This is a genomic window from Endozoicomonas sp. 8E (genome assembly GCF_032883915.1).
In the GTDB taxonomy this organism is placed as follows: Bacteria; Pseudomonadota; Gammaproteobacteria; order Pseudomonadales; family Endozoicomonadaceae; genus Endozoicomonas_A.
In genome coordinates this window covers 4,351,170-4,364,297 of record NZ_CP120717.1, presented here as the reverse complement: position 1 = coordinate 4,364,297, position 13,128 = coordinate 4,351,170, and the positions used below count along the sequence as shown (strand labels likewise).

The 13,128-nt window shown below is 49.4% G+C and carries 11 protein-coding genes; 6 read left to right on the top strand and 5 right to left on the bottom strand.

Annotated elements, in window-relative coordinates:
• The first annotated feature begins 13 nt into the window (after positions 1-13).
• On the top strand, positions 14-1,108 hold the full coding sequence (gene aroC / locus P6910_RS14175) for a chorismate synthase (protein ID WP_317141938.1): 1,095 nt from the start codon (positions 14-16) through the stop codon (positions 1,106-1,108).
• A 68-nt stretch (positions 1,109-1,176) separates the two neighbouring features.
• Here the strand turns inward: aroC and P6910_RS14170 are convergent, their stop codons facing one another.
• The gene (locus P6910_RS14170) at positions 1,177-1,686 is read right to left on the bottom strand and encodes a phosphoribosyltransferase (protein ID WP_317141937.1); all 510 of its coding nucleotides are present in this window, start codon (positions 1,684-1,686) and stop codon (positions 1,177-1,179) included.
• 423 nt (positions 1,687-2,109) lie between these two features.
• Here P6910_RS14170 and P6910_RS14165 point away from each other — a divergent pair, with 423 nt between their 5' ends.
• Positions 2,110-2,487 (top strand): STAS/SEC14 domain-containing protein, encoded by a 378-nt coding sequence (locus tag P6910_RS14165; protein ID WP_317141936.1) that lies wholly within the window; start codon positions 2,110-2,112, stop codon positions 2,485-2,487.
• A 37-nt stretch (positions 2,488-2,524) separates the two neighbouring features.
• On the opposite strand, the gene P6910_RS14160 is transcribed toward P6910_RS14165, so the two are convergent.
• The 4 genes from P6910_RS14160 to P6910_RS14145 form a co-directional block, all read right to left on the bottom strand.
• Positions 2,525-4,330, bottom strand: coding sequence for a long-chain fatty acid--CoA ligase (locus tag P6910_RS14160; protein WP_317141935.1), 1,806 nt, complete (start codon positions 4,328-4,330; stop codon positions 2,525-2,527).
• Positions 4,331-4,510: 180 nt separating this feature from the next.
• The gene (locus P6910_RS14155) at positions 4,511-5,893 is read right to left on the bottom strand and encodes a TrkH family potassium uptake protein (protein WP_317141934.1); all 1,383 of its coding nucleotides are present in this window, start codon (positions 5,891-5,893) and stop codon (positions 4,511-4,513) included.
• Between the two features lie 314 nt (positions 5,894-6,207).
• Positions 6,208-7,185 (bottom strand): MDR family oxidoreductase, encoded by a 978-nt coding sequence (locus P6910_RS14150; RefSeq protein ID WP_317141933.1) that lies wholly within the window; start codon positions 7,183-7,185, stop codon positions 6,208-6,210.
• 77 nt (positions 7,186-7,262) lie between these two features.
• Positions 7,263-8,135, bottom strand: a complete 873-nt coding sequence (locus P6910_RS14145) for a LysR family transcriptional regulator (protein WP_317141932.1) — start codon at positions 8,133-8,135, stop codon at positions 7,263-7,265.
• Positions 8,136-8,270: 135 nt separating this feature from the next.
• On the opposite strand from P6910_RS14145, the gene leuC reads away from it, so the two are divergent.
• From leuC to asd, 4 genes are all read left to right on the top strand, one after another.
• Entirely contained in the window at positions 8,271-9,686 is a 1,416-nt protein-coding gene (gene leuC / locus P6910_RS14140) for a 3-isopropylmalate dehydratase large subunit (protein ID WP_317141931.1), read from the top strand.
• Positions 9,687-9,692: 6 nt separating this feature from the next.
• Positions 9,693-10,340, top strand: a complete 648-nt coding sequence (gene leuD, locus P6910_RS14135; RefSeq protein WP_317141930.1) for a 3-isopropylmalate dehydratase small subunit — start codon at positions 9,693-9,695, stop codon at positions 10,338-10,340.
• Positions 10,341-10,679: 339 nt separating this feature from the next.
• Entirely contained in the window at positions 10,680-11,759 is a 1,080-nt protein-coding gene (leuB, locus tag P6910_RS14130) for a 3-isopropylmalate dehydrogenase (RefSeq protein WP_317141929.1), read from the top strand.
• 19 nt (positions 11,760-11,778) lie between these two features.
• Positions 11,779-12,900 carry an aspartate-semialdehyde dehydrogenase gene (gene asd, locus P6910_RS14125; RefSeq protein WP_317141928.1) on the top strand — a complete coding sequence of 374 codons (1,122 nt, stop codon included), beginning with the start codon at positions 11,779-11,781 and terminating at the stop codon, positions 12,898-12,900.
• Positions 12,901-13,128 lie beyond the last annotated feature (228 nt).

The following is a 13,128-nucleotide window of genomic DNA, read 5'->3' as shown; positions in this document are numbered from 1 at the left end:
GGGGGAAGTCAAAATGGCAGGCAACAGCATAGGCCAGGTTTTCAAGGTTACGACCTTTGGTGAGTCCCATGGCATTGCCCTGGGGTGTATAGTGGACGGCTGCCCTCCGGGTATACCTCTGAGTGAAGCGGATCTGCAAAAGGATCTCGATCTGCGCAAGCCCGGTACCTCTAAATATACGACACAGCGTCGTGAGCCTGATCAGGTCAGGATTCTGTCTGGCGTTTTTGAAGGCAAAACTACCGGCACCCCCATTGGTCTGCTTATCGAAAATGTGGATCAGCGTTCCAAAGATTATTCCAATATCATGGATCGTTTCCGTCCTGGCCATGCTGACTATACCTACACCCACAAATACGGCTTTCGTGACTACCGTGGCGGTGGGCGTTCGTCTGCTCGTGAAACGGCTATGCGTGTGGCAGCCGGTGCGATTGCCCGTAAATACCTGGCAAGTCAGGGCATCGAAATTAAAGGTTATCTGTCCCAGCTGGGCGCGATCAGTATCGACAAGATTGACTGGGATGAAGTTCGCAACAACCCTTTCTTCTGCCCGGATGCCGATAAAGTGCCCGCCATGGAAAAACTGATCGATGATTTGCGTCGTGATGGTAATTCCACCGGTGCCAAAGTGACCGTGATGGCTACTGGCGTAATGCCGGGACTGGGTGAGCCGGTCTTTGATCGTCTGGATGCCGACCTGGCTCATTCTCTGATGAGCATTAATGCCGTCAAAGGCATTGAGATAGGCGATGGCTTCGACTCTGTGGTCCAGAAGGGTACAGAACACCGTGACGAGTTGACGCCAGAAGGCTTCCTGTCCAATTCTGCCGGTGGTGTTCTCGGTGGTATCAGCTCGGGTCAGGATATTGTTGCCCATATTGCCCTGAAACCCACTTCCAGCATGACTGCGCCTGGCAGGAGCATCAATATGGAAGGCGAACCCGTTGAAGTAGTCACAAAGGGTCGTCACGATCCTTGTGTCGGTATTCGTGCCGTACCCATTGCTGAAGCCATGATGGCTATCACCCTGATGGATCATCTGATGCGCCATCGTGCCCAGAATGCTGATGTGGTCAGTCCTGCTCCGGTTATTCAGGGGCAGGCCTGATCTATCCTGTTCCCCGGCCCTTCAGCAGGGCTCGGGGTGGGTATGAACAGCCAACTTCTTTCATTGGCTTACTTTTTGCCGAATTGATCAATGTTTTCAGCATCCCATGCGTAGTTAATCCAGTAGTCGTGGATGTCTTCACCGGTGAAGAAGTGGCTCAACCTCTCTGGTAGGGTGCCTTTCTTTTCTTTTAGCTTATTGTGTACGACGAATGCAGCAAACTCGGTTTCAGGGTGTGTGTCGTACAGATGATTCAGCGTGAACTGCAGAGTGGTTCTTTCATCATCGACTTCATCAATAACCAGAACTTTTTTACCGTCCAGATTGGTGTCTGTTTCCAGCCATTGGAGTTTGACTGGCGTCTCTGATGGTGCCGTACCTGTCTCGTCACTGTAACGGGAGAGGGATACAATCAGAATTGGTTTGTTGATGTAGGTGCGCATGATGCGTGCTGGAATCAGCCCACCGCCACCAATGGCCAGGAGATAATCAGGCTCAAATCCGGAGGCTTTGATCTTTTCCGCTGAGGTGCGAATGGTGTTATGGATATCGTTATAGGTGAAATTATATTGCTCCATGAGCACTAAAACCTTTAGATGAATGAAGAGTCTGTTGACAGGCTAATAAAACTGAAGCGGCGAATGATAGGCGATTGACTATTGAGAAGCCAAGTAGGTCTTTACACTGTGACAGTAAGTAGCGCTATCGATCTCATCGTTGGCAAAACGCGCCGGTTGTTAGATTATCTGTGAAGCGGGCTACTATTCGTGCAACCGCTCGCAGCAGATGCTGGTTTCAGAGTCCTGCAAAGATCGCTGCTTAGGTGTCATGTTTAAAACCGATGCCCCTCTTTCTTAAATGATCAGACCATCTTGCTGATCGATGTCCTGATTCAAGACACTATACTCTTTAACAGCTGATTGCCGTTGGTAACTTTGTCAGTAAATCTTGATTTTTTTCTATAATGGGTTGATTTTGGACGCACAGAAAAGGAGAGGATCATGTCAACAGAAACTCATGGATTAAACATCGGCATCGAAAGAACGGGTCAGAACTTCTTTCTCAATTTCAAAGCGGTCGGCAAACTTACCCACGAAGATTATCAGATCATTACACCGATGATTGATTCAGCACTTGAAGGTGTTCAGTCGCCAAGCATTGATGCGTTTTTTGACTTGCGCGAGTTACAGGGTTGGGAAGCGCGGGTCGCATGGGATGACTTTAAACTCGGCCTCAAACATGGCAAAGACTTCAATCGCGTTGCCCTGTTAGGCAATAAGAAGTGGCAAGAGGTTGCCACCAAAGTCAGCAAGTGGTTTATCTCTGGCGATGTGCAATTTTTTGAAGATGAGCAAGAAGCTCGCAACTGGCTAAATTAAGTCAGGCCATCCTGTTTGAGAATGGCCTGCCGGGAGGTCAGGGTGAGGTGACCGGTTTGTACATGGCTTCGACTTCCTTGCGGAAACGTTCCATGATGATCTTTCTGCGCAATTTCAGTGTTGGCGTAATCTCTCCCATTTCGATGGAGAATTCACGAGGCAGCAGGGTGAACTTCTTAACCTGCTCGAATCGGGCCAGCTCTCCCTGAATCTGATCCAGTCGATCCTGGAACATGGCATGGATATCCGCATTGAGGATCAGTTCCATTTTGTTTTCGTATTTCAGGTTAATGCTCTTTGCGTACTCTTCCAGTGCTTCAAAGGCCGGTACGATCAAGGCAGAGACATAGTTTCTGGCATCAGCAATGATAGCAACCTGTTCAATAAACCGATCCTTGCCCAAAGTGCCTTCTATGTATTGGGGCGCAATGTATTTGCCGTTGGACGTTTTCATCAGCTCCTTGATGCGCTCGGTAATACGCAGTTGGCCTGTTCCATCAATAAGGCCTGCATCGCCGGTTTTTAGCCAGCCATCGGCATCAAAGGTTTTGGCTGTTTCATCCGGTTTTTTGTAATAACCGCGCATGACGGTCGGACCTTTCACCAGTATCTCGCCTTCCTGCCCGATTTTAACCTGAGTGCCGGGAAGCGGTGAGCCGCAGCTGCCAAACTGGTAACCCGTATCGTGAAAGCAGGTAACAGTTGCTGTGGTTTCAGTCATGCCATAACCTACTTTGACATTGATGCCAAGGGCATGGAAAAAACGGTTGATTTCGTCATCCAGCCGGGCACCGCCACAGGGCATGAAACGGATCCGCCCTCCGAGCTTTTCTTTGATTTTGCTGAACACCATTTTGTCAGCCAGCTGATTCAGGCTTGTCAGATAACCGGGTACTGTTTTGCCCTGGCGTTTCAATTCCATGGTGGTGAGACCGACTTTCATAGCCATCTTGAAAATAAAGCGCTTAACCGGAGAGCCCTTTTGTACCATAGTATTCACGCCGGTATAAATCTTCTCGTAGAAGCGTGGTACCGCGCAGACGACCGTTGGCTTCAGCGTGGGCAATACTTCCGCAATTTTGGTCGGATCTTTCAGGTAGCAGTTAACAGCTCCCCGGGTCAGTACGTAATAGCTCCAGGCCCTCTCAAAAATATGACTCAGAGGCAAAAACGCTATGGATACATCGGTATGGTCAATATGAATCAGAAGATCATGTGACTCAAACGATGCACCGATGCTGTTGTAATCGAGCATAACGCCTTTTGGTTGACCGGTAGTGCCCGAGGTGTAGATGAGGGTGTAGAGGTCGTCCAGAGACTGATTTTTCAGGCGTTCTGTCAATAATTCGGACTCAGTGGGAGCACTGGCCATAAAGTCACTGAAATACAGTGCTTTATCGCAGCCTTTCAGGTCAGTCCGGGAGTCAAATACAATGACTTTCTCCAGACATTCACAATTGTCCAGAAGTTTCAGTGCGCTATCGAACTGCTCCTGTTCGCCGACAAACAAGACGGAAATCCCGGCATCTTCGATAATGTAACGAGCCTGCTCAGCGGTACTGGTTGGGTATATGGGCACAGTGACACAACGAGTCTGCAAAATGCCAAGGTCCGCAATAGTCCATTCAGGAAGGTTCTGAGACCAGATCCCGATATTGGTTTGAACAGGCAGATTGTCTGTTAGCAGAGAGCGGGAAACGCTATCGACTTTTCCTCCAAGCTGCTGCCAGTTCATGGATTGCCATTGATGGTTTTCAGAGAAACGAATAGCCGTTTGACTGGAATTATTATTTGAGCGCTGACGAATCAGGCTGACAAGGTGCGACGGAGGATTATCATTCATTGGCAAGCAATATACATACTCATAGAAGTGACTGTTTTCTCGGTTAAAAAAACGACACTTTCTGCTTATGGCTGATTTTATTTAGCATCAAACAAGCTGCAGCCTGCTTTCAATGCTTTCGTTTGCGGCGAAGAATTCTACAGGATTAACAATAAATACTATTTGATTTATATCAGTTTTCTAGTGCTTCCAGAATGTTGGAGTGAAGAGTACCAAAACGGTAATAACTTCCAGTCTGCCCAGTAGCATTCCAACGCTCAGGAACCATTTGGCCGCATCAGGCAGTGATGAAAAGTTGCCTGCAGGTCCGATAATATCTCCAAGTCCGGGTCCTACGTTGGCAACTGCTGTCAATGCACCACTGAGACTAGTGACAAGATCCAGCCCCAGAAAGCTCAAAAGCAGGGTGAGAATGGTGGTCAGGAGTGCGAAAAAGAAGCAGAAAGCAATCAGGGATCTCAATATGTCGCTACTGATTTTATGGCCGTTGTAGCTTTGTACAAAACAGGCTCTCGGATGAGCCAGTTGTTTCAGTTGGATACCCAGCAAACGAGCAGCAATCTGAAAACGGAAAACTTTTATTCCTCCTGCTGTGGAGCCTGAGCAGCCACCAATGACAGTCAGGCAGAGGAAAAGGGCGGCCGCAAACCCTCCCCAGGACTCGTAGTCCGTCAGAGCGAAACCTGTCGTCGTGATAACAGAGGTGGTATTAAAGGCAACCAGAGTCAAGGACTTGAACAGAGAATAATCACCGTTTATAAACAGTCGTAGAGTTAAAAAGACCCAGAGTATGAATAGTAATTTGAGAAAAGCCTGTACCTGATTATCTCTCAACAGCGACTGAGAATCACCCCTGAGGAATTTGACAAAAAGGACAAAGGGGAGCGATCCAAAAATCATAAACACGATAGCCACCCAGTGAATGAAGGGATTGTGGAAGTGTCCCATGGAGCTGTCGGAAGTTGAATAACCCCCGGTGGAAAGAGTGGTCATGGCATGGTTGATGGCTTCAAAACCGTGCATGCCTCCCAGAAAATAGAGATACGCACAAAAAATAGTCATACCCAGGTAGATACAAACAATACGTTTGGCGATGCTGCCTGAGCGGGGCATGGCTTTGTCTGACCAGTCGGAAGATTCGCTTTGGAACAGACGCATGCCACCGACTTTCAGAAAAGGCAGTACTGCCACAGCCAGAACAATAAAGCCAATGCCACCAAGCCATTGAAGCAGAGAGCGCCAGAGAAGAACCCCGGTATTCATCTGGTCAAGACCACTGAGCACGGTAGAACCGGTGGTAGTGATCCCGGACATGGTTTCAAAGAATGCGTCGGTATAGCTGATATCGAGTTGTATATAAAGAGGCAGGGCTGCGAAGGCACTCAGTGTTAACCAGGAAGTGTTGGTCAGCAGAAAGATTTGCCTTGGCTTCAGATTGAATACAGGTACACGACAAAAGTAGTAAAGCGGTACGCCTGTCAGCAGGGTAATCAGGGCCGACAAGCCAAATGAATAAGCGCCTTCCTCGCCAATGACTAAATCATGCAGGGCTGGCAGTAGCATCAGCACTGACAGCATCATCAGAAACAGGCCTATGACGAGCAAAACGGGGCGGAAATTCATGGTTGTTTTTGTTTAGTCAGTTGAACCTCGAACTATTGCACTTAAAGCGCTCGAAGTAATTAAGGGTTAATACCAGTACATGGCTTCAATGAGTGTATCCTCAATTTTCTGTCATGAAAGTATGTCGCCGTCAGATCCATGGAAAAAGTATGAACAGGACGGCAACATGAATAGGATAGAGAACGGGTTAGCCGAAAAATAACAGAGAGAAAAGCTCGATACCTTTAAAAAAAGCGTCTCATAAAATGGCCGGGTTAGATTTTTACGATCACACGACCAGTCACCTGACCCACCGTGATCGCTTCAGCGTATTCAGCAATTTCTTCGAGTGTCACTTCCTGGCAGGCCGAGTTGTAAAAATCTTCCGGTAAAAGCTTCACCAGTCGCTCCCATGCCTGAGTGCGTTTTTCTGTTGGACACATGACAGAGTCGACGCCCTGGAGGTTTACACCCCTCAAGATGAATGGCATCACCGTTGTTGGAAGGTCAAAACCTCCCGCCAGCCCACAGGCTGCAACGGCACCGCCGTAGTTCATTTCTGAGAGAACCTTGGCGAGCAGCTTGCTGCCAACCGTATCAATTGCACCTGCCCACATTTGTTTATCCAGTGGGCGGGCCGGCTCTTCAAAACGGCTTCTTGGCAGGATCAGTTTGGCTCCCAGGTTGACCAGCATGCCGGAGTTTTCTGGACGGCCTGATACAGCGACAACATCGTAATCCAGTTTTGCCAGCAGGGCGACAGAAGCACTGCCCACGCCACCACTGGCACCGGTGACCAGAATTTCGCCTTTTTCAGGTGTCACACCTGAGTGTTCCAGAGCCATTACGCACAACATTGCTGTCAGACCTGCTGTGCCAATCATCATGGCTTTCTGGCTGTTGAGTCCCTTTGGCATTTTTACCAGCTGACTGGCATTGACCCTGGCTTTTTCAGCCATACCACCCCAGTGGTTTTCACCCACGCCCCAGCCGGTGAGGATTACTTTGTCACCTTCGGAAAATTCTGGGTTGTCGGAATCAATGACTGTACCCGCAAAATCAATGCCCGGTACCATGGGGAAATTGCGGATAATCTTGCCCTTGCCTGTGATGGCCAGACCGTCCTTATAGTTCAGCGAGGAATATTCGACGGCTACCGTGACCTCCCCTTTGGGTAAACGCCTGTCGTCCAGTTCCCGGACAGAAGATACAGTGGCCTTGCCTTCCTGCTCCAGCAACAGTGCCTTGAACATACAACACTCCATCAGTTCTATGAAAGGTAGTGAAATCGATAGTGGAATTATAGGGACAAGTCGGTGAATAACAATGATCAGCTGCTTTCCTGGTTCAGGAGGTCCAGAAACGCATTGGCCGCATTCGACAGGGTTCGCTCTTTGTGGATGATATACCCCAACTTTCGTGAAGGCGTATGGCATTGTGTGTTCAATGCAATGAGATCGTCGTCCAGCATCGAGGCGGGCAAAATGGTCCATGCCAGGCCGATGGAGGCGAGCATACGGATTGTTTCAAGGTAATTGGAAGACATGGTAGTTTGCAGAGACAAGTCTTCTTCTTCGAACAGAGTGCGGACCAGCCGGTGAGTGAATGTGTTTGAGCTTGGCAGAATCGCCTGATATTCACTTAACTGCTGAGTGGTGACTTTTTTCAGGCTGGATAAGGGGTGGTCTCTGGCCGCCATGAAAATCAGCGGGTCATTCCAGACCAGGCGGGATTCAAATCGATCCGGGTTGTCAGGAGAAAGTGTTACGATACCAAATTCAATTTCACCCCGACTCAGCATTTCATAAGCCACTTCCGAATCCACAAAGCGAATGTCGAGCTTGACATCCGGGTAGCGACGGGAGTATTCCCTCAGGATATCAGGGAGCCTGCGTAAGCCTATATGATGGCTGGTTGCTATCGCCAGAGTACCTTTTACCTGAGTCTTCAGGTTACTGATTTCCTGACGGGAGTCTTTCATCAAGTCCAGCATTTGCCTGGCTTTGGGCATAAGGATGCGTCCAGCTTCGTTCAAATTGATCTGTCGACCCATGCGATCAAACAACTGGGTACCTAATTGGCTCTCTAGCGAAGCAATACGCTTGCTGACGGCCGGTTGGGTTAAATGCAGCTTTTCTGCCGCCTGGGAGAAAGACTTGCACTCAGCAACGGTCAGAAATGCGGTGAGGCTGGGTATATCCATGGTTCAGTTTTTTGTAAGGGGTCAATGATTGATAACTTATAGTTATTAATAGCATGAAAAAGATGAATTTGAGTAATCTGTTCTGTCGTTCTAGGATACCCATAAAACGAAAACGCTGTAATGAGGATTCAACCAATGGCAGGTAAGACGCTCTATGACAAGTTGTGGGACAGCCACCTTGTTCGTCAACGGGACGATGGTTCGTCTTTGATCTACATTGATCGTCAGCTACTTCATGAAGTTACCTCTCCCCAGGCGTTTGAAGGTCTTCGTCTTGCTGGCCGCCAACCCTGGCGAATTGATGCCAACCTGGCAACGCCTGACCATAATGTGCCAACGACCGTTAATGAGCGCAAGACCGGCATTGATGGTATCGAAGATCCTATCTCGAAAATTCAGGTTAAAACGCTGGATGATAATTGCCACGATTTCGATATCGTCCAGTTCGATATGATGGATACCCGTCAGGGGATTGTTCATGTTGTGGGTCCTGAACAAGGCGCAACTCTGCCAGGTATGACCGTAGTTTGTGGTGATTCCCATACCTCGACTCACGGTGCTTTCGGCGCTCTGGCCCATGGTATTGGTACCTCCGAAGTCGAGCACGTCATGGCTACCCAGTGCCTGGTTGCCAAGAAAATGAAAAACATGCTGGTGCGTGTTGATGGAGAGCTGGGTTTGGGTGTTACGCCGAAAGACGTGGTTCTGGCCATTATTGGTAAGATCGGAACCGCTGGTGGTACCGGCTTTGCTGTCGAGTTTGGTGGTGATGTTCTGCGTGCCATGAGTATGGAAGGTCGAATGACTGTCTGCAATATGGCTATTGAAGCAGGCGCCCGTGCAGGCATGGTCGCGGTTGATCAGACCACGGTCGATTACGTAAAGGGTCGTCCCTTTGCACCCAAAGGCGAGCTCTGGAACAAGGCAGTAGAGGCCTGGTCCGATCTGCACTCTGATGCCGATGCAGTTTTTGATGAAGTCGTTGTTTTAAAAGGTGAAGACATCAAGCCTCAGGTGACCTGGGGTACTTCTCCAGAAATGGTTCTGCCTGTGGATGCTAACGTACCGTCCCCGACAGATGCGGAAGGTTATGAAAGAGCCCTGGAATATATGGGGCTGACAGCAGGCATGCCGATCACGGATATCCCTGTTGATCGTGTTTTCATTGGTTCCTGCACTAACTCCAGAATTGAAGACCTCAGAGAGGCGGCGGCTGTCGTAAGAGGTCGAAAGGTAGCCGACACCGTTAAGGAAGCTCTGGTCGTTCCGGGCTCGGGTCTGGTGAAAGAACAGGCAGAGAAGGAAGGGTTGGACAAAATCTTTGAAGCAGCCGGTCTGCAGTGGCGTGAGCCGGGTTGCTCCATGTGTCTGGCCATGAATGCCGACAAACTGGGAGCCGGTGAGCATTGCGCTTCCACTTCTAACCGTAACTTTGAAGGCCGTCAGGGTTTTGGTGGTCGAACACATCTGGTAAGCCCGGCAATGGCTGCAGCGGCTGCGGTAACCGGCCATTTTGTTGATGTTCGTCAGATGATGGGACAGGGGGCTTAAGACACCATGAAGGCATTTACTATTCATACCGGTTTGGTAGCACCTCTTGATCGTGCCAATGTTGATACCGACATGATCATTCCCAAGCAGTTTCTCAAGTCCATCAAGCGCAGTGGCTTTGGTCCCAATCTGTTTGATGAGTTGCGCTACCTCGATGAAGGCCAGCCTGGCCAGGATTGTTCAAAGCGTCCGGTGAATCCTGACTTTGTGCTGAATCAGGATCGTTATCAGGGTGCATCGGTACTGATCGCCCGTCAAAACTTTGGTTGTGGCTCCAGTCGGGAGCACGCCCCGTGGGCTCTGGATGATTTTGGTTTTCGCTGCGTCATTGCGCCTAGTTTTGCTGATATCTTTTACAACAACTGTTTCAAAAATGGCATTCTGCCGATCACTTTGGCGGAAGAGGTTGTTGACGAGCTGTTCAGTGAAATTGAAGCCCAGGCAGGCTATCAGCTGAAAGTCGATCTGGAACGTGAAAAAGTGATCAAGCCAGATGGCAGTGAACTCAGCTTTTCGATTGATGAGTTCAGACGTCACTGTCTGCTCAATGGTCTGGACGACATAGGTCTGACATTGCAGGACGCTGATGCGATAAAAGCCTTTGAAGGACGCCATCGCAACAGTCAGCCCTGGCTTTTTGATGCTATCCACTGAATCTTGCCGGTTTAACAAATAACAAAGTAAGTCGACTCTTGCTCCCATACTCCAGAGGCTGTTGTAAAACTCCAATAACTCGATTCCAGGCTCTGGTATGGTGATGCGTTTTTAATACCAATCGTGCTTTCTAACTCCCGTGATGAGCATGGAGATTTGAGCCTTAAGACAAGGCGGCGTGATGAATCATAGCCTTAGTTATGGTGACGATCGCCAACGCAGGATTAAGGCTCAAATCTTCAGCGCAATAGGGAGCTAGAAAGTTCGATTGGTATAATAAGCCTGCCTGGTATGGAAATGAGCTTACAAAACAATGTTTTTAATGAGAGGTAAAGGGAAGTGAGTAAACAGATTTTATGCCTGCCCGGTGACGGTATTGGTCCTGAGATTGTGGCAGAAGCACTGAAGGTTCTGGATGTCGTTAAAAGCCGCTTTGGGTTGGCTATTGAAATCAGTGAAGGTCTGGTGGGTGGTGCTTCCCTGGATGTTCATGGTGTTCCCCTGACCGATGAGACTCTGGCCGAAGCGAAAAAATCCGATGCGATTCTCTTTGGTTCTGTGGGTGGTCCCAAGTGGGATGACCAGCCGATGATGAACCGTCCTGAGCGTGGACTGCTGAAGTTGCGTTCCGAAATGGGTCTGTTCGCCAATCTGCGACCAGCAATGCTGTTTCCCCAGTTGGCAGAAGCATCCAGTCTCAAGCATGAACGGGTGGCGGGTCTGGATATTCTGATCGTCCGTGAGCTCACCGGTGGTATCTACTTTGGTGAGCCAAGAGGCGTTCGTACCCTTGAGAGCGGAGAGCGGGAAGGGTACAACACCTATGTCTACCGTGAATCTGAAATCAAGCGTATTGCCAAAGTGGCTTTTGAAGCGGCTCAAAAGCGTGGTGGTCGACTGACATCGGTTGATAAATCCAATGTGCTTGAAGTAACCGCTCTCTGGCGTGAAATAGTGTCAGATATGGGCTCTGACTACTCCGATGTGGAACTGAGCCATATGTATGTTGATAATGCGGCAATGCAGCTGGTGCGTGAACCCAAGCAGTTTGATGTGATGGTCACCGGCAACATGTTTGGCGACATTCTGAGTGACTGTGCAGCCATGTTGACCGGTTCCATTGGTATGTTGCCATCGGCTTCCCTGAACGAAGTCAACCAGGGGATGTATGAACCTGTGCACGGTTCTGCCCCGGACATTGCCGGTCAGGGTAAAGCGAACCCGCTGGCCCAGATTCTTTCTTTGGCAATGCTGCTTCGTTATTCCCTGGGGGAAATTGCAGCGGCAGATGCGATTGAAAAAGCCGTCAGTGATGTTCTGGATCAGGGACTGCGTACCGGTGATATTGCATCAGAAGGTTGCACGCAGGTAAGCACTTCTGAAATGGGTGATGCCGTAGTGGCTTGTTTGAAGAGTTGATCATTTAGGGAGGGTAGTTATGAAAAAGGTCGGTTTTGTTGGCTGGCGGGGAATGGTCGGCTCGGTTTTGATGGATCGTATGCGTGAAGAAAACGACTTTGCGAATATTGATCCGGTCTTCTTTACCACTTCCCAGCACGGTCAGCCTGGTCCACTCATGGGTCAAGACGCAGGCAGACCTGTTGCAGTGCTTCAGGACGCTCACTCGATTGAAGCGCTGGCCGCTATGGATATCATTATTTCCTGTCAGGGTGGCGATTACACCAATAAGGTTATTCATCCCCTGCGTGACAGTGGTTGGCAGGGTTACTGGATTGATGCCGCTTCTGCTCTGAGAATGAAGGACGACAGTGTTATTGTTCTGGATCCGGTCAATCGTCCTGTTATCGATCGGGCCATTGATGCCGGTGTCAAGAATTTTATCGGTGGTAACTGTACTGTCAGTCTGATGCTGATGGCCATTGGCGGACTATTCCGTGAAGGGCTGGTGGACTGGGTCAGTGCCATGACTTATCAGGCTGCCAGTGGCGCCGGTGCCCGTAATATGCGTGAACTGATCGCTCAGATGGGTGTGATTCGCGATAACGTTGCCCGGGAGCTGGACGATCCAGCCAGTGCCATTCTTGATATTGATCGTAAGACATCTGATCTGCTGCGCAGCTCGGATTTACCACAAAGTGAGTTCGGGGTGCCTCTGGCAGGCAGTCTGATTCCCTACATTGATCGTCAACTGGAGAATGGGCAAAGCCGTGAAGAGTGGAAAGCTCAGGCAGAGACCAACAAGATTCTCGGTCTGGACGGTCAGGCTCTGGTGCCGGTTGATGGTGTTTGTGTTCGTGTCGGTGCTATGCGTTGCCATAGTCAGGCGTTGACCATCAAGCTGAACAAAAATGTACCAATGGCTGATATCGAAAGCCTTGTTGCCAGTGCCAACAACTGGGTTTCTCTGATTCCCAATGATCGTGAGGTGACCATGGAAAAGCTGACACCGGCAGCGGTGACCGGCAGTCTGGACATTCCTGTTGGTCGTATTCGCAAATTGAATATGGGGCCTGAGTATCTGTCTGCCTTTACGGTAGGTGATCAGCTGTTGTGGGGTGCCGCCGAGCCTCTGCGTCGTATGTTGGGGATTTTGCTCTGACCCTTCGTGCCAGCCAGTTTTCTGGCTGGCGATCTACGAAAAATTAAAGGTTTAGATGCCGATAGCTAACCGTTTAAACCGCATCTAGCCCCCTGCCAACTATTGATGAACAAAAGGAAATTGGTCTAAAAATCCGCTTTTGTTCGTCAAATAGCTCGCTATTCTCCTCACAAAACCGAACTTTTATCCTCAATTTTCTGCCGTCCTCGCTAAGGGGTCGCCTGGACG